The 15,923-nt window shown below is 49.8% G+C and carries 30 protein-coding genes; 1 reads left to right on the top strand and 29 read right to left on the bottom strand.

Translation table 11 applies throughout. The features are described 5' to 3' along the window. Positions 1–274: glycosyl-4,4'-diaponeurosporenoate acyltransferase CrtO family protein (locus tag CCE92_RS15950; protein ID WP_479459114.1), on the top strand; the 274-nt coding region annotated here is incomplete at its 5' end. 71 nt (positions 275–345) lie between these two features. Here the strand turns inward: CCE92_RS15950 and rpsI are convergent. From rpsI to rplV, 29 genes are all read right to left on the bottom strand, one after another. Continuing rightward, positions 346–738, bottom strand: a complete 393-nt coding sequence (gene rpsI, locus CCE92_RS06860) for a 30S ribosomal protein S9 (protein WP_088006781.1) — start codon at positions 736–738, stop codon at positions 346–348. 28 nt (positions 739–766) lie between these two features. After that, on the bottom strand, positions 767–1,204 hold the full coding sequence (rplM, locus tag CCE92_RS06855; protein WP_088006780.1) for a 50S ribosomal protein L13: 438 nt from the start codon (positions 1,202–1,204) through the stop codon (positions 767–769). A 199-nt stretch (positions 1,205–1,403) separates the two neighbouring features. Beyond that, positions 1,404–2,138 carry a tRNA pseudouridine(38-40) synthase TruA gene (gene truA / locus CCE92_RS06850; protein WP_338152463.1) on the bottom strand — a complete coding sequence of 245 codons (735 nt, stop codon included), beginning with the start codon at positions 2,136–2,138 and terminating at the stop codon, positions 1,404–1,406. A 21-nt stretch (positions 2,139–2,159) separates the two neighbouring features. After that, entirely contained in the window at positions 2,160–2,957 is a 798-nt protein-coding gene (locus CCE92_RS06845) for an energy-coupling factor transporter transmembrane component T family protein (protein ID WP_088006778.1), read from the bottom strand. Next, positions 2,954–3,826 carry an energy-coupling factor ABC transporter ATP-binding protein gene (locus CCE92_RS06840; protein WP_088006777.1) on the bottom strand — a complete coding sequence of 291 codons (873 nt, stop codon included), beginning with the start codon at positions 3,824–3,826 and terminating at the stop codon, positions 2,954–2,956. Before CCE92_RS06840 ends, CCE92_RS06845 begins: the two co-directional genes overlap by 4 nt. Further along, a complete protein-coding gene (locus CCE92_RS06835; RefSeq protein WP_088006776.1) occupies positions 3,802–4,641 on the bottom strand; it encodes an energy-coupling factor ABC transporter ATP-binding protein in 840 nt (279 codons plus the stop codon). The genes CCE92_RS06840 and CCE92_RS06835 overlap by 25 nt, the downstream gene beginning before the upstream one ends. A gap of 278 nt (positions 4,642–4,919) precedes the next feature. Further along, entirely contained in the window at positions 4,920–5,294 is a 375-nt protein-coding gene (rplQ, locus tag CCE92_RS06830; RefSeq protein ID WP_088006775.1) for a 50S ribosomal protein L17, read from the bottom strand. Between the two features lie 42 nt (positions 5,295–5,336). Beyond that, positions 5,337–6,281: a DNA-directed RNA polymerase subunit alpha gene (locus CCE92_RS06825; RefSeq protein ID WP_088006774.1), complete on the bottom strand. Its 945-nt coding sequence runs from the start codon at positions 6,279–6,281 to the stop codon at positions 5,337–5,339. 98 nt (positions 6,282–6,379) lie between these two features. Continuing rightward, a complete protein-coding gene (rpsK, locus tag CCE92_RS06820) occupies positions 6,380–6,769 on the bottom strand; it encodes a 30S ribosomal protein S11 (RefSeq protein WP_088006773.1) in 390 nt (129 codons plus the stop codon). A 25-nt stretch (positions 6,770–6,794) separates the two neighbouring features. Beyond that, positions 6,795–7,160, bottom strand: coding sequence for a 30S ribosomal protein S13 (gene rpsM / locus CCE92_RS06815; protein ID WP_088006772.1), 366 nt, complete (start codon positions 7,158–7,160; stop codon positions 6,795–6,797). A gap of 24 nt (positions 7,161–7,184) precedes the next feature. Beyond that, positions 7,185–7,298 carry a 50S ribosomal protein L36 gene (gene rpmJ, locus CCE92_RS06810; RefSeq protein WP_088006771.1) on the bottom strand — a complete coding sequence of 38 codons (114 nt, stop codon included), beginning with the start codon at positions 7,296–7,298 and terminating at the stop codon, positions 7,185–7,187. Positions 7,299–7,335: 37 nt separating this feature from the next. Next, complete coding sequence (infA, locus tag CCE92_RS06805) at positions 7,336–7,554, bottom strand: translation initiation factor IF-1 (RefSeq protein WP_006828950.1); 219 nt, start codon at positions 7,552–7,554, stop codon at positions 7,336–7,338. Between the two features lie 296 nt (positions 7,555–7,850). Continuing rightward, a complete protein-coding gene (locus CCE92_RS06800) occupies positions 7,851–8,504 on the bottom strand; it encodes an adenylate kinase (protein ID WP_088006770.1) in 654 nt (217 codons plus the stop codon). A gap of 59 nt (positions 8,505–8,563) precedes the next feature. Continuing rightward, positions 8,564–9,859, bottom strand: a complete 1,296-nt coding sequence (gene secY / locus CCE92_RS06795) for a preprotein translocase subunit SecY (RefSeq protein ID WP_088006769.1) — start codon at positions 9,857–9,859, stop codon at positions 8,564–8,566. Continuing rightward, the gene (rplO, locus tag CCE92_RS06790) at positions 9,859–10,299 is read right to left on the bottom strand and encodes a 50S ribosomal protein L15 (protein ID WP_088006768.1); all 441 of its coding nucleotides are present in this window, start codon (positions 10,297–10,299) and stop codon (positions 9,859–9,861) included. The genes secY and rplO overlap by 1 nt, the downstream gene beginning before the upstream one ends. 33 nt (positions 10,300–10,332) lie before the next feature. Continuing rightward, on the bottom strand, positions 10,333–10,515 hold the full coding sequence (gene rpmD, locus CCE92_RS06785) for a 50S ribosomal protein L30 (protein WP_088006767.1): 183 nt from the start codon (positions 10,513–10,515) through the stop codon (positions 10,333–10,335). A gap of 13 nt (positions 10,516–10,528) precedes the next feature. Beyond that, positions 10,529–11,029, bottom strand: a complete 501-nt coding sequence (rpsE, locus tag CCE92_RS06780) for a 30S ribosomal protein S5 (RefSeq protein WP_088006766.1) — start codon at positions 11,027–11,029, stop codon at positions 10,529–10,531. A gap of 20 nt (positions 11,030–11,049) precedes the next feature. After that, the gene (gene rplR, locus CCE92_RS06775) at positions 11,050–11,412 is read right to left on the bottom strand and encodes a 50S ribosomal protein L18 (RefSeq protein WP_088006765.1); all 363 of its coding nucleotides are present in this window, start codon (positions 11,410–11,412) and stop codon (positions 11,050–11,052) included. Positions 11,413–11,446: 34 nt separating this feature from the next. Next, positions 11,447–11,986, bottom strand: a complete 540-nt coding sequence (gene rplF, locus CCE92_RS06770; RefSeq protein ID WP_088006764.1) for a 50S ribosomal protein L6 — start codon at positions 11,984–11,986, stop codon at positions 11,447–11,449. Between the two features lie 30 nt (positions 11,987–12,016). Continuing rightward, positions 12,017–12,415 (bottom strand): 30S ribosomal protein S8, encoded by a 399-nt coding sequence (rpsH, locus tag CCE92_RS06765; protein WP_088006763.1) that lies wholly within the window; start codon positions 12,413–12,415, stop codon positions 12,017–12,019. A gap of 29 nt (positions 12,416–12,444) precedes the next feature. Next, on the bottom strand, positions 12,445–12,630 hold the full coding sequence (locus CCE92_RS06760; RefSeq protein ID WP_088006762.1) for a type Z 30S ribosomal protein S14: 186 nt from the start codon (positions 12,628–12,630) through the stop codon (positions 12,445–12,447). Between the two features lie 19 nt (positions 12,631–12,649). Beyond that, positions 12,650–13,189 (bottom strand): 50S ribosomal protein L5, encoded by a 540-nt coding sequence (gene rplE, locus CCE92_RS06755; protein ID WP_088006761.1) that lies wholly within the window; start codon positions 13,187–13,189, stop codon positions 12,650–12,652. Between the two features lie 27 nt (positions 13,190–13,216). Next, positions 13,217–13,528, bottom strand: coding sequence for a 50S ribosomal protein L24 (rplX, locus tag CCE92_RS06750; RefSeq protein WP_088006760.1), 312 nt, complete (start codon positions 13,526–13,528; stop codon positions 13,217–13,219). 35 nt (positions 13,529–13,563) lie between these two features. Then, positions 13,564–13,932, bottom strand: coding sequence for a 50S ribosomal protein L14 (rplN, locus tag CCE92_RS06745; protein WP_077587657.1), 369 nt, complete (start codon positions 13,930–13,932; stop codon positions 13,564–13,566). A 52-nt stretch (positions 13,933–13,984) separates the two neighbouring features. Beyond that, on the bottom strand, positions 13,985–14,248 hold the full coding sequence (gene rpsQ / locus CCE92_RS06740) for a 30S ribosomal protein S17 (RefSeq protein ID WP_088006759.1): 264 nt from the start codon (positions 14,246–14,248) through the stop codon (positions 13,985–13,987). Positions 14,249–14,269: 21 nt separating this feature from the next. Continuing rightward, on the bottom strand, positions 14,270–14,473 hold the full coding sequence (gene rpmC, locus CCE92_RS06735) for a 50S ribosomal protein L29 (protein WP_077587655.1): 204 nt from the start codon (positions 14,471–14,473) through the stop codon (positions 14,270–14,272). Further along, positions 14,463–14,897: a 50S ribosomal protein L16 gene (rplP, locus tag CCE92_RS06730; RefSeq protein WP_088006758.1), complete on the bottom strand. Its 435-nt coding sequence runs from the start codon at positions 14,895–14,897 to the stop codon at positions 14,463–14,465. Before rplP ends, rpmC begins: the two co-directional genes overlap by 11 nt. 2 nt (positions 14,898–14,899) lie before the next feature. Then, positions 14,900–15,562, bottom strand: a complete 663-nt coding sequence (gene rpsC, locus CCE92_RS06725) for a 30S ribosomal protein S3 (protein WP_088006757.1) — start codon at positions 15,560–15,562, stop codon at positions 14,900–14,902. A gap of 3 nt (positions 15,563–15,565) precedes the next feature. Beyond that, positions 15,566–15,910, bottom strand: coding sequence for a 50S ribosomal protein L22 (gene rplV, locus CCE92_RS06720; RefSeq protein ID WP_088006756.1), 345 nt, complete (start codon positions 15,908–15,910; stop codon positions 15,566–15,568). Between the last annotated feature and the right edge of the window lie 13 nt (positions 15,911–15,923).

Here is a 15,923-nt window from a genome sequence, read left to right as displayed (position 1 = left end):
AAAAAAGCGGCTCCTGGGACATTCAGCGGATTACTTTGACCGGTTCACCACTGAATCCCGGCGGGCTGAGCTGACGCATTGGCTTCTGATTCCGCCATCTTTTTTGTTTTTCCTCTGGAATCCGGCCTGGGCGGGCTGGTTCATGGTAGGTTATGCGCTTATGGCCAATATCCCCTTCATCCTGATCCAGCGCTACAACCGTCCCCGTTTCCAAAGACTCCGCATTCGGGAAAAGCGGAATTCCCTTGAAGGAACGGACCGCCCACTGATTTGACTGTTCAGGCAGTCATAAAAAAAACAGGCTGTCCCATGAATGATGGGACAGCCTGCATGCTGTTTTTTGAATTAACGTTTTGAGAACTGTGGTGCACGGCGTGCCGCTTTGAGGCCGTATTTTTTACGTTCTTTCATGCGGGCATCACGTGTGAGCAGTCCTGCAGATTTCAGTGCCGGACGGAAATCCGGATCCACTTGCAGAAGTGCGCGTGCAATTCCGTGACGGATAGCGCCGGCCTGGCCTGTAAAGCCACCGCCGTTCACATTGACGAAGATGTCATAGCTCCCGAGCGTTTCAGTAGCTGCAAGCGGCTGCTTGATGACTTCGCGAAGCGATGCATATGGGATATAGTCTTCCGCGCTGCGGTTATTGATTGTGATAGTGCCATCGCCTGGTACGAGACGTACGCGGGCAACGGAGCTTTTGCGACGGCCTGTGCCGATATATTGAACTTGTGCCAAGGTTTTATCCTCCTCTAGGTTTTAAAGATTATCCGCGAAGTTCGTAAACTTCCGGCTGCTGTGCCTGGTGCTTGTGCTCGCTTCCAGCATAGACATGGAGCTTTTTAAACGTCTGGCGTCCGAGGGAATTCTTCGGAAGCATGCCTTTGATTGCGAGTTCAAGCATCTGTGTCGGGTACTTGGTGCGCATTTCAAGCGCTGTCCGCTGTTTCAGACCACCTGGGTGCTGTGAGTGGCGGTAATAGATTTTGTCTGTCAGTTTTTTGCCTGTCAGTTCGATTTTCTCCGCGTTGATGATGATGACGTGATCACCAGTGTCAACGTTCGGTGTGAATGTCGGTTTGTTTTTGCCGCGCAGGATTGAAGCGACCTCAGAAGCAAGACGGCCAAGCGTCTGTCCCTCTGCGTCGATTACGTACCATTTGCGCTCGACTTCGTGACCTTTAGCCATGAATGTTGTACGCATGTATATGTCCTCCTAATAATCATCTCAAATACTCGTGCAAGCTGATCCAGTTCCGTTGAATCATGCTCTGTTTTCAGTGACCCATTCGCTGATAAGTTTCCGGGGCTCATCGTGGATGGGTATAAAATACCATATATCATCGTATAATACACCGGTTGGAAAGTCAAGCATTTTACTGAAAACACCTGGAAAAGTTGTTTCAGCCCTTATATTCCACCCGCTCCAGGTACAGCCCGTGCGGCGGGGCTGTTTTTCCGGCAGCATCCCGGTCCTTAGCGGCGAGAATACGGGCAGCCTCTTCCGGCCGGCGTTCACCCGTTCCAATCTCCAGCAACGTGCCGGCGATAATGCGGACCATGTTGTAGAGAAAGCCGGAACCGCTGATCACTAAATGGATTTCATCCGCATATTCTTCAATTGAAATTCCATGGACTGTCCGGACTTTATTGACAACGGGTGTGTTTGCGGAACAGAAGCTCGAAAAGTCATGCGTCCCCTGGAAGGCTGTTACTGCCTGCCGCATAGCCGGGATGTCCGGTTTTTCCCGCAGATGAGTGAAAAAATTCCGGGTGAACGGACTGATGATGCTGCTGATTTTCCATTTGTAGCGATACGTCTTGCCGACTGCGGAGTAGCGGGCATGGAAATCTGCCGTCGCCTTTTCCACTGAAAGCACCCGGATATCTGCCGGAAGGAGCGTATTGATCGCAACCGGCCAGCGATCAGCCGGGATTTCAAGTTCCGTGTCAAAATGGATCACTTGACCGAGCGCATGGACTTTGGCATCTGTCCGGCCGCTTGCAGTCACATTAAAGGATGAGGTTTTATGCATTTTTCCAAGCGCTTGGTTCAGTACCGACTGGACTGTGCGTTTTTTCGGCTGCACTTGAAATCCTGAAAACCCACTGCCGTCATAAGTGATCACAGCTTTCATTCGCTGCAATTATATCCCTCCTTAAGTACGGAAATACCAGAGCAGGCCGGCAAATACGGCGAGCACGAGCAGAACAGCGGTATCCCGGCCCGCCCATTCGAGCTGGCGGTACCGGGTGCGCCCTTCGCCTCCCCGATAACCGCGCACTTCCATTGCCGTCGCCAAGTCCTCCGCCCGCTTGAATGCGCTGACAAACAGCGGAATCAGCAGCGGAGTCACGGCGCGCAGCCTTTCTTTCAGCGGTCCTGAACTGATGTCCGACCCCCTGGCTGTCTGTGCCTTTAGAATTTTACCCGTCTCATCCATCAGTGTCGGAATGAACCTGAGCGATATCGACATCATCAGCGCCAATTCGTGGACCGGAAGTTTCAGCCGTTTGAACGGATGAAGCAGCACTTCTGTGCCATCCGTGATTGAGATCGGGGATGTTGTCAGCGTCAGGATGCTGGTGATGAACACCAGTACGAGAAAGCGGATGGAAATGAAAATTCCCTGCCGGAGCCCTTCTTCGTACACTTCAATAAATCCGATTTCCAGCAGCACGTCCCCTTCTCTGGTAAAGAAGATATGCAGCAGGAAAGTGAAAATCAAAAGGATGAGGACAGGTTTTAATCCGTTAATCAGGAAATACAGCCGAATTTTCGATAACACGATCACCAGCAGTGTAAAAGCAAGAAGCAAGGCGTATGTCACTGCATTGTTGGCGATAAAAACGACAGCGATGAACAGGAACACAAAGAGAATCTTCGCACGGGGATCCAGCTGATGTACGAAAGAGTCGCCCGGAATATAACGCCCGAAGATCATTTTTTCCATCATGGCGTATTCCCTCCATTACGGAGCGCAGAAGCGATCGCTTCCGCCAGGCTCTCCTCGGTCAGGCAAATCCCCTGCAGTTTCTTGCCGACTTTTGCCTCAAATCGGTGCTGCATCTGAACTGGACGCGGTTGTTCTAAACCGAATTCCGCAAGCTGCGCTGCCGACGCGAACACTTCCTCTGTCTGCCCTGTGAGCACACAGGTGCCTTTGTGCATAACCGCTACTTGATCCGCATAGCGGGCGGCATCTTCCATACTGTGAGTGACGAGCACGGTCGTATGCCCTTTCTCCTGGTGAAGCTTATAAAACAAATCCATGATTTCCTGGCGTCCCTTCGGATCCAGCCCGGCTGTCGGCTCATCCAGGACCAGCACTTCCGGCTCCATTGCCAGCACTCCGGCGATTGCCACACGCCGCATCTGACCGCCTGATAAATCAAACGGGGATTTCAACAGCGTCTCTTCGGGAAGACCCAGCTGATGAATGAGCCGGACCGCCCGCTGTTCGGCTTCATCTTCCGGAACGCCGTAATTAAGCGGTCCGAACATGATATCCTTCAGGACTGTTTCCTCAAACAGCTGCTGTTCCGGAAACTGAAAGACAATGCCGACTTTCCGGCGAATCTCCCTCAAGTTTTTCGCTTTCGTGCCTGCCTCAATCGTTTGGGAGCCGATGACCACTCTGCCGGCTGTCGGCCGGAGCAGGGCATTCAGGTGCTGGAGCACCGTTGATTTGCCGGAACCGGTATGACCGATGATCGCCGTGTAAGATCCGGACGGGATTTTCAGCGACACATCGGCGAGCGCCTGTTTTTCAAACGGTGTATCTTTCGCATAGCTGTATGCTACTTGCTGAAGTTCAATTTCCATAGCGCTTCTATCAGCTCCTGCTCTGACATAGGTTCCCCCGGAAGCGGAATCCCTTCCCGACTTATGAGGCGGCTCATCCGCATTGCAAACGGCAGATCGAGACCCATTTCCTCTAGACGGCTTCCGGCGGAAAACACCTCGTCCGGTGTGCCTTCTTTATATTTCCTTCCTTTATTCAGCACAAGAATCCGGTCGGCCAGCAAGGCCTCCTCCAAATCGTGGGTAATGGACAGAACCGTCAGCCGGCTGTCTGTACGGAGTTCCTGTATAGTCTGGATCACTTCCGCCCTGCCCCGGGGATCCAGCATGGAAGTCGCTTCATCCAGAATCAGCAGACGCGGCCGCAGAGCAAGTGCGCCTGCAATAGCCACACGCTGCTTCTGCCCGCCCGACAAGTGATGCGGTTCATGGTTCAAGTAATCCGCCATGCCCACTTTCTGCAGAGCGCCTTGCACCCGTTCAACCATTTCATTGTGCGGCACCCCATTATTCTCAAGCGCAAAAGCGACATCGTCCTGTACGGTAGCACCGACAAACTGGTTGTCCGGATTCTGGAACACCATCCCCATTTTTGAGCGCTTATCCCACAAATTTTGCTCGGTCAACTCATCCCCCAGCACAGAGACCCTGCCCTCTTGCGGAAACAGCAACCCGCTCATCAATTTAGCTCCAGTCGATTTTCCGGAACCATTATGGCCGACAATGGCGATCCATTCCCCATCCTGCACCGAAAAGGAAACGTCTTCAAGGGCCGGAGCGCTTTCGCGATTATATGTAAATGTCACATGTTCAAATGACAAAATATCCGTTTTCACTCAGCTCGCCTCCTTCTATTCTCCACTCTACTCAACCAAGCTCTGATTTGTAAAACAAATAAAAAAAGCGCGCACCCCATTCACGAAATGCGCTTTTTGTCTATGGCTGACCGGTTGCTTAAGCCGGCCAGTGAATGGGGTGCGGAGAGCTAGACGAAACGCTGCCTTATGGCCCGTTCATCATAACGCTCAGCTTTTCTGTCGTCGTATAAATACCTTGCTTTGAAAAGAAGAGGGCTGGCAGGCACGATGCCGTTCCGAGCCCTCCTTCTCATCGATTAAACCAATTCGATAATGACTACCGGTGCTCCATCGCCGCGGCGCTGGCCCAATTTCAGGATACGTGTGTATCCGCCCTGGCGGTCTGCGTAACGCGGGGCAACGTCATCGAACAGTTTCTGCAGTGCAAAAACAGTGTTCTCTTCTCCGGCGTCGTCTGTTGTTGTAACAGTTTCACGGCGGATATAAGCCGCTGCTTGACGGCGAGCATGAAGGTCTCCGCGCTTACCAAGCGTAATCATTTTTTCGACAGTCGAACGCAATTCTTTTGCACGGGCTTCCGTCGTCTGAATGCGCTCATGTACGATCAAGTCTGTTGTCAGGTCACGCAAAAGTGCCTTCCGCTGAGAACTTGTACGTCCAAGCTTTCTCATCGAAGTTTCCCTCCTTTATAGTTATCTCCGGTATCGGTTTGCTCAATCTTCTTTGCGCAGTCCGAGTCCCAGATCTTCAAGTTTCACTTTAACTTCCTCGAGAGACTTGCGGCCGAGGTTGCGTACTTTCATCATGTCTTCTTCTGACTTATTCGCGAGCTCATGCACCGTGTTGATGCCAGCGCGCTTCAGACAGTTATAAGAACGGACAGACAGATCGAGCTCTTCGATGGTCATCTCGAGCACTTTCTCTTTCTGATCCTCTTCTTTTTCCACCATGATTTCAGCCGTCTGTGCCTCATCGGTAAGTCCGACGAAAATGTTCAGATGTTCCGTAAGAATTTTTGCACCGAGTGCAATTGCATCTTTCGGGCCGATGCTGCCATCTGTCCACACATCAAAAGTCAGTTTGTCGAAATCCGACAGCTGACCGACGCGGGTGTTTTCCACCTGGAAATTCACGCGCGACACCGGAGTGTAAATAGAGTCGATCGGAATGACGCCAATCGGAAGATCTTCACGCTTGTTCTGGTCAGGACGTGCATAACCGCGTCCGCGTCCGGCATACATACGCATGCGCAGGTGACCATTCTTGCCGAGTGTTGCGATATACAGATCCGGATTCAGAATTTCCACGTCACTATCATGTGTGATATCTGCAGCCGTTACAATCCCATCACCTTTCACGTCGATTTCAATGACTTTTTCTTCGTCAGAGTAAATCTTCAGTGCAAGTTTCTTTACATTCAGAATGATGGAAGCCACATCTTCTTCTACACCTTCAATAGCGGAGAATTCATGAAGTACGCCTTCAATCTGAATGGAGGTGACAGCAGCGCCTGGCAGAGAAGACAGCAGGATCCGACGCAAGGAGTTTCCTAATGTCGTACCATATCCGCGCTCAAGCGGCTCGACGACGAATTTGCCGAATTTGGAATCGTCACTGGTTTCAACCGTTTCAATCTTTGGTTTTTCGATTTCGAGCATTCAGTTTACCCTCCTTCAAAACGTCGGTAATAGTTCGTTTCTCAAGACTTTTCGGAGCTGACTGATTAAGCGATCCGCAATCCGGTCCAGACAAACGACTATACGCGGCGGCGTTTCGGCGGACGGCAACCATTGTGCGGTACAGGTGTAACGTCTTTGATCGCTGTTACTTCAAGACCTGCAGCCTGCAGTGCCCGGATTGCAGCTTCTCGTCCGGACCCGGGACCTTTCACTGTTACTTCAAGTGTTCTCAGGCCATGTTCCATGGAAGCTTTTGCAGCAGTTTCAGCAGCCATCTGGGCAGCGAACGGAGTGGATTTACGGGAACCGCGGAATCCGAGTGCTCCGGCACTTGACCATGAAAGGGCATTCCCCTGCATATCAGTGATTGTGACAATAGTGTTGTTGAAAGTTGAGCGGATGTGAGCAATACCGGACTCGATATTCTTTTTCACACGACGCTTACGAGTTTGTTGTCTGCGTGCCATACTAAAATGAAACCTCCTTTACTGATTACTTTTTCTTGTTTGCAACAGTTTTACGCGGCCCTTTACGGGTACGTGCATTGTTTTTCGTGTTCTGTCCGCGAACAGGAAGCCCGCGGCGATGGCGGATTCCACGGAAGCTTGCAATTTCCATCAGGCGTTTGATGTTCATTGAAACTTCACGGCGGAGGTCACCCTCGATTCTGTACTGGTCCAGCTGTTCACGGATGCGGTCAAGCTCATTGTCCGTCAGATCGCGTACACGCGTATCTTCCGATACATCTGCAGCCGCCAGAACTTTCTGTGCAGTCGTTTTCCCAACTCCATAAATATACGTCAATGAAATGACTACGCGTTTATCGCGCGGAATGTCAACACCAGCAATACGTGCCATGTGCGCCATGCACCTCCTTTAAGTTTAGCCTTGTCTTTGTTTGTGTTTAGGAACTTCACAGATTACCATAACTTTGCCGCGTCTGCGAATGACTTTACATTTCTCGCAGATAGGCTTAACCGATGGTCTCACTTTCATCTAACCCAACCTCCTTAATAGTCCGGAGTGCAAAAGATTATTTAAAACGGTATGTGATTCGGCCGCGCGTCAGATCGTAAGGAGAAAGTTCCACAGTCACTTTGTCTCCCGGCAGAATTCGGATAAAGTGCATACGGATCTTGCCTGAAACATGCGCAAGAATCGTATGGCCATTTTCCAGTTCCACTTTGAACATCGCATTGGGGAGCGTCTCTACGACTGTCCCTTCAATTTCGATTACATCGTCTTTTGCCATCGACTCAGTCTCCCTTCTGTATACAAATCAGGTTCTCATCGTCAAACGGTATTTGCTGATTGATAAGCATAACATGCAATTTGGATGAGTTCCAAATCTGTTACACAGATGCTTCCGCGAAACCCATTATACCTGCCTCACTACCGAATTGCACGGCTCAGACACGGCATGCAGCCCCAAACAGCACGGTCTCATATACCGGGCACAACCTACGCTTTTGCAGCTCCCGGAGAAATCGCTTCAATCCCCTTACCCCAAGCGGCGTCAGCCTAGCTGCTGCCCGGTAATCTGAAGAATCAGTTCCGGCCGCTTGTCAGAAGAGCATCGATGTCAGCAAACACTTCCTGGATATCCTGCTGCCCGTTTATATTCGCCAGAACGCCTTTACTTGCATAGAAATCGAGCAGCGGCTGTGTCTGCTGGATATTCACTTCAAGGCGGTTCTTCACCGTCTCCGGATTATCGTCTGCCCGCTGGTAAAGTGTTCCGCCGTCACGATCGCAGATTCCTTCCACTTTTGGCGGATTGAAAACGACGTGATACGTTGCACCGCACTGCTGGCAGATCCGGCGGCCCGTCAAACGGGTCACCAATTCATCCTGGTCAACTTGGATATTTACGACATGCTCAACTCTTCTCCCCATTTCAGCAAGAAGAGCTTCAAGCGCTTCAGCTTGAGGAACTGTTCGCGGAAAGCCGTCCAGCAAAAAGCCTTTTTCGCAATCCGGTTTACTCAGACGCTCACGGACAATGCCGATTGTTACTTCGTCCGGGACCAGTTCACCTTTGTCCATAAATGATTTTGCTTTCAAGCCAAGTTCCGTCTCCTCTTTCATCGCGGCACGGAACATATCGCCTGTTGAAATATGAGGGATGTCGTACTTTTCAATGATCTTATCGGCCTGCGTGCCTTTCCCGGCACCTGGCAGACCCATTAATACGATGTTCATACGTTTGCCCCCTCAGACAACTGAACAAGGGGCGCCGGTGCGCCGCCCTGTCCACTCACTTATTTCATAAAGCCTTTGTAATGACGCTTCACCATTTGCGATTCGAGCTGTTTCATCGTTTCCAGCGCCACCCCGACTACAATCAGAAGGCCCGTACCGCCGATCTGGGCGGATTGCGGCAGCCCCATGAAATTAATAAAGAAAATCGGAAGGATGGAAATGACCGCCAGAAAGATAGCACCGACGAATGTCAGCCGGTAAAGCACAGATGTTAAATAGTTTTGCGTATTTTTACCCGGCCGGATTCCCGGAATGTAAGCCCCCTGCTTTTTCAGATTGTCCGCTACATTTTCAGGATTCACTTGGATAAACGCATAGAAATACGTAAAGGCGATAATAAGAGCCACATAGATCAGCATGCCGACCGGCTCCGTATAATCGAACGTCCGCTGAATCGCATCAGTAAATGTATTGGATCCAAAGAAAGTGGCAAGGGTCTGCGGAGTGATGATAAAAGCCACCGCGAAGATTACCGGGATAACTCCCGCCGCGTTTACTTTCAATGGCAGGTGTGTTGCTTGGCCGCCGGTCGTCTGACCGCGTCCTGCTACACGTTTTGCATACTGGATCGGGATTTTACGCAGCGCCTGCTGAACGTAAATTACGAATACAGTGATGGCAACGACCGCCAATGCCAACAATGCCAAAATCGCAAGATTGATCACCAGCTGGTCTTCCGCCCCTTCAATCTGCTGGGCATACAATTGATTGATGGCATTCGGCACAGCCGCGACAAGACCGGCGAAAATGATAATGGAAATTCCATTTCCGACGCCTTTTGCAGTGATCTGCTCACCGAGCCACATCAGAAACGCAGTTCCGGCCGTGAGTACGATTGCAATAACAATGTATGTCAGAATCGTATCGTCCTGGATAAGTGTTCCGCCGTATAAGCGGTTGAATCCATAAGACATACCCAAAGCCTGCAGAAAGGCAAGGACGATGGTGAAGTAACGTGTGAACTGAGCAAGCTTCCGCCTTCCGACTTCCCCTTGCTTTGCCCACTCGGTGAACTTCGGAACAACATCCATTTGCAAGAGCTGAACGATAATGGAGGCGGTGATGTAAGGCATGATCCCCATCGCCAAAATTGAGAAGTTGATGAGAGCCCCACCGCCGAATGTATTAAGGAAACCGATTAGGCTTGCCTGGTCGGTCGCCTGCAGGACCTCTGCGTCGACATTCGGAACCGGAATGAATGTCCCGATCCTGAAAATGACGAGCATCAGTAAAGTGAAAATAATTTTGTCTCGAATATCACGCACGCGCATAAAATTGGAGATTGTCTGGAACATTAAACCACCTCGGCTTGGCCGCCGGCAGCTTCGATTGCTTCTTTAGCAGATCCAGAGAACTTGTTGGCTTTCACCGTCAGTTTCTTTTCCAGATTGCCATTACCGAGAATTTTAATTCCGGCTTTCGCATTGCTGACCACACCTGTCTCGATCAGGAGAGCAGGAGTCACTTCCGTCCCTTCATCAAAACGGTTCAGCGTTTCGAGGTTCACGACCGCGTATTCTTTGCGGTTGATGTTGGTAAAGCCGCGTTTCGGCAAACGGCGGAACAAAGGATTCTGACCACCTTCAAAACCAGGACGTACGCCACCGCCAGAGCGGGCTTTCTGTCCTTTATGACCTTTTCCTGCTGTTTTCCCGTTACCTGATGCAATACCGCGGCCTACACGCTTTCTTACTCCGCGGGATCCTTCAGCCGGTTTTAATTCATGCAGTTTCATAGAATTGGCACCTCCTTTATTGAGAATATACGATTAAACTTCTTTGACAGTTACAAGGTGAGCAACTTTTTCAATCATGCCCCGGATAGCCGGGTTATCGCTGTGCTCAACTGTCTGGTGCATTTTGCGCAGTCCGAGTGCCTGCACAGTTTTGCGCTGTGCCGGTTTTGAACCGATTACGCTTTTAGTGAGGGTAATTTCCAGTGTAGTCGCCATTGTGATTCCCTCCTTATCCTAACAGTTCTTCCACTGATTTGCCGCGGAGTTTCGCGACATCCTCAGCTCGTTTCAGCTGTTTCAAGCCGTCCATTGTAGCACGGACCATGTTGATCGGCGTGTTGGAGCCAAGTGACTTGGACAGGATATCAGTGATCCCGGCAAGTTCGAGTACCGCACGTACCGGGCCGCCTGCGATTACTCCTGTACCAGCCGAAGCAGGTTTGATAAGGATGCTGCCGGCACCAAAGTGACCGATAACTTCGTGAGGAGTCGTTCCTTTGACCATTGGAACTTCAACCAAATGTTTTTTCGCATCTTCCACCGCTTTTCGGATTGCTTCTGGTACTTCCTGTGCTTTCCCAGTACCGAAACCGACGCGGCCATTTTTATCGCCTACGACAACCAATGCAGAAAAACGGAAACGGCGTCCGCCTTTCACGACTTTCGCGACACGGTTGATCGTAACTACGCGCTCTTCAAATTCTTGATCTCTTGGGTCATTACGACGCATGAAATGATTCCCTCCTTCTTTTAAAATTCCAGTCCATTTTCGCGTGCTGCTTCAGCCAAAGCTTTTACGCGTCCGTGATAGAGGTAGCCTCCACGGTCGAAAACAACAGATTTCAGACCTTGTTCAGCTGCCCGCTTTGCAATTGCTTCGCCGACTTTCGCAGCTGCTTCTGCATTGCTGTTCGAATCGCTTTCGAATTCTTTATCGACTGTTGAAGCGCTCACAAGCGTTACACCACGAGTGTCATCGATCAGCTGTGCATAAATGTGCTTGTTTGAACGGAATACGTTCAGACGAGGACGTTCAGCAGTGCCGGTAATCTTCGAACGGACACGGGCATGGCGTTTCTTACGCGTTTCGTTTTTGTCTTGTTTCGTAATCACTGGGGGTCACTCCTTTCAGCTTGCCTGCGCGGCATTATTTCCCTGTTTTACCTTCTTTACGGCGTACACGTTCGCCTTCGTAACGAATTCCTTTGCCTTTGTAAGGCTCTGGCGGGCGTACTTCGCGGATATTGGAAGCAAGTGCACCGACACGTTCTTTATCGATACCTTTTACAACTACGCGTGTGTTTGCCGGGACTTCAATATCGAGCCCTTCTTCCGGAGTGAATTCAACCGGATGAGAGTAACCGACGTTCAGAATCAGTTTTTTGCCCTGCAGCTGCGCACGGTAACCGACACCGACCAGTTCAAGCGCACGTTCAAAGCCTTCTGATACACCATGTACCATGTTCGCAAGCAATGCACGGGTTGTTCCATGGATTGTGCGATGTTCTTTTGATTCAGAAGGACGCACCAATGTGATGATGTTATCTTCCTGCTGAATTGTGATATCTGTATTGAATGTGCGAGTCAATTCACCTTTCGGGCCTTTGACTGTCACTACATTCTCGTCTCCGACAGTAACTGTTACGCCAGCCGGAACTTCAATTGGTTTTTTACCTACACGTGACATTCTGTTACACCTCCGTTCGTTTGTCGCTTCTTACCAAACGTAAGCTACGATTTCGCCGCCGATTTGCTTCGCGCGGGCTTCTTTATCTGTAAGCAGACCTTGTGATGTGGATACAAGTGCGATTCCGAGGCCGTTAAGGACCCGTGGCACTTCGTTTGTTCTGGCGTAAACACGAAGACCTGGTTTCGAAATACGCTTCAGTCCAGTGATTACACGTTCGTTGTTTGAACCGTACTTCAGGAAAATACGGATGATGCCTTGCTTGTCATCTTCAACATATTCAACATCACGGACGAACCCTTCACGCTTCAGAATTTCAGCGATGTCTTTTTTCAGGTTAGAAGCCGGAAGCTCCAATTTCTCGTGACGAACCATGTTGGCGTTGCGGATGCGTGTCAGCATATCTGCAATCGGATCAGTCATTGTCATTACATTTACCTCCTTCCCAATATAGGGGATTACCAGCTGGCTTTTTTAACGCCAGGAATTTGTCCCTTGTATGCAAGTTCACGGAAACAGATACGGCAAAGTTTGAATTTGCGTATCACTGAGTGTGGACGTCCGCAACGTTCACAGCGGGAATACTCCTGCACTTTAAACTTCTGCGGGCGCTGCTGTTTCACGATCATCGATTTTTTAGCCACGTTTACGCCTCCCTTTGATTTACTTTTGGAACGGCATTCCGAATTGTGTCAGCAGTTCGCGGGCTTCTTCGTCCGTGTTCGCTGTTGTAACAATTACGATATCCATTCCGCGCACTTTAGATACTTTATCATAATCGATTTCAGGGAAGATCAGCTGTTCTTTCACGCCAAGCGTGTAGTTGCCGCGCCCGTCGAATGATTTTTTCGATACACCGCGGAAGTCACGCACACGTGGAAGGGCAACTGCAATCAGTTTGTCGAGGAAATCGTACATACGCTCGCCGCGCAGTGTGACTTTCGCTCCGATTGGCATACCTTCACGCAGGCGGAAACCGGCGATGGATTTCTTCGCTTTTGTAACTACTGGTTTCTGACCAGCTATCGTCTGCAGTTCTTCAACTGCTGTATCGAGCGCTTTCGCATTTTGGACTGCTTCACCGACACCCATGTTGATTACGATCTTTTCAACTTTCGGTGCCTGCATGACAGATTCATAATTGAACTTGCTCATGAGAGCAGGAGTGATTTCTTTGTTGTACTTCTCTTTGAGGCGGTTCATGTGTATACCTCCCTTCATTCAGAAAAATTATTTATCCAGAACAGTTCCGGATTTTTTTGCAACACGAACTTTTTTGCCATCTTCAATCTTGTATCCTACACGAGTCGGCTCGCCGGATTTAGGGTCAACGACCATAACATTTGAAACATGGATTGCAGCTTCCCGATTGACGATTCCGCCCTGTGGGTTTGCCTGATTCGGTTTCGTGTGTTTCTTGATGATGTTGACGCCTTCTACGATGACACGGTCATTTTTCGGGTAAGCAGTCAGCACTTCACCGGTCTTCCCTTTATCTTTCCCGGAGATGACCATTACTTTATCGCCTTTTTTAACATGCATTCTGTCGCACCTCCTTGATATGGCACTGGAATTTATTAAAGAACTTCAGGAGCAAGTGAAACGATTTTCATGAAGTTATTGTCACGAAGTTCGCGTGCCACAGGTCCAAAAATACGAGTTCCGCGCGGTCCTTTGTCCTCACGGATAATTACACATGCATTTTCATCGAACTTGATGTATGTGCCATCCTTACGGCGGGCACCGCTTTTTGTCCGTACGATTACAGCTTTCACCACATCACCTTTTTTGACAACGCCGCCAGGTGTTGCTTTCTTCACTGTACATACGATTACATCACCGATATTGGCTGTCTTCCGTCCGGATCCGCCCAGCACTTTAATTGCCAGCACCTCACGAGCACCGGAGTTATCAGCCACCTTCAAACGGCTTTCCTGTTGAATCATCTGCGTTACCTCCCTCCGGAAAAAAATCGTTTCCGAAATAGATTAGTTTGGTTTAGATAATAACCGCTTTTTCTACAACTTCTACAAGGCGGAAGCGCTTTGTAGCGGACAGCGGGCGAGTTTCCATGATACGTACTACGTCCCCTACCCGTGCTTCATTCTGCTCGTCATGAGCCTTGAACTTTTTGGAGTACTTCACGCGTTTGCCGTAAAGCTTGTGCTTTTTATGTGTCTCGACCATTACTGTGACAGTTTTGTCCATTTTGTCGGATACAACGCGGCCTGTGTATACTTTGCGTTTGTTACGCTCAGTCATACTTGCAAACCTCCTCTCGTTTTATCGGTTATTGCCGTTGATTTCTCTTTCACGAATTACAGTTTTCATTCGTGCGATCGCTTTGCGAACTTCACGGATGCGGGCGGTGTTCTCCAACTGCCCTGTCGCTAATTGGAAGCGAAGGTTGAAAAGCTCTTCTTTCAGTGATTTCACTTGTTGTTCGATTTCAGCAGTGGTCAAGTCACGGATTTCATTAGCTTTCATTCGATTCACCACCAATTTCTTCGCGTTTTACGAACTTACTTTTGATTGGAAGTTTGTGGGAAGCGAGACGGAGCGCCTCACGTGCGACCTCTTCCGATACGCCGGCAATTTCAAACATGACTTTACCCGGCTTTACAACTGCTACCCAGCCTTCAGGAGAACCTTTACCGGAACCCATCCGGACTTCAAGAGGCTTTTTTGTATATGGCTTGTGCGGGAAAATCTTGATCCACACTTTACCGCCACGTTTCATATAACGTGTCATCGCGATACGGGCAGACTCAATTTGACGGTTGGTGATCCATGCAGCTTCAGTTGCCTGCAGACCGAACTCGCCGAATGCTACTTCTTTGCCGCCTTTCGCTTCTCCGCGCATTTTTCCGCGGTGCTCTCGACGGTGTTTCACGCGCTTAGGCATCAACATAATTATTTGCCTCCTTCCTCAGAGTTCTTCTTATTCTTAGTAGGAAGGACTTCACCGCGGTAGATCCATACTTTAACGCCGAGCTTACCATAAGTGGTATCTGCTTCAGCATGTGCATAATCGATGTCAGCACGGAGTGTATGGAGCGGAACAGTTCCTTCACTGTAATGTTCTGCACGGGCAATATCAGCACCGCCAAGACGGCCTGAAACCTGTGTTCTGACCCCTTGTGCACCTGCACGGATCGTACGCTGGATCGCTTGTTTCTGTGCACGGCGGAAAGACACACGGTTTTCCAGCTGACGTGCAATTCCTTCAGCAACCAGTTTCGCATCCAGGTCAGCTCTTTTCACTTCTACGATGTTGATGTGGACTCTCTTACCAGTAAGGGCATTCAGAGATTTGCGGAGCGCTTCAACTTCTGAACCGCCTTTCCCGATCACCATACCCGGTTTCGCAGTGTGAACGGTGATATTCACGCGATTTGCAGCGCGCTCAATCTCCACTTTTGAGACAGAAGCGTCTTTCAGACGGCTGTCGATATATTCACGGACACGCAGATCTTCATGGAGAAGTGTCGCATAATCCTTTTCAGCATACCATTTCGATTCCCAGTCACGAATGATTCCTACACGCAACCCATTAGGATGTACTTTTTGACCCACGAATTATCCCTCCTTCTTTTCAGATACCACGATCGTGATGTGGCTTGTACGTTTGTTGATTGCGCTCGCACGTCCCATAGCACGCGGACGGAAACGCTTCAGTGTCGGTCCTTCGTCAACGAAAACCTTGCTGATTACGAGGTTATTCGCGTCCATTTCATAGTTATGTTCAGCGTTGGCAGCAGCAGACATCAGAAGCTTCTCCACCACGAGGGATGCCGCTTTAGGCGTATGCTTCAGGATTGCTACAGCTTCGCCGACTTGCTTGCCTCGGATTAAATCGACTACTAGGCGAACTTTACGAGGAGCAATACGTACTGTTCTGGCAACAGCTTTTGCTTCTTGCATAAGGGAAACCTCC

It is taken from the genome of Indiicoccus explosivorum (assembly GCF_002167005.1).
In the GTDB taxonomy this organism is placed as follows: domain Bacteria; phylum Bacillota; class Bacilli; order Bacillales_A; family Planococcaceae; genus Indiicoccus; species Indiicoccus explosivorum.
Note: the sequence above shows the minus strand (reverse complement) of the source record. Positions and strands in the feature narration are given on the sequence as shown.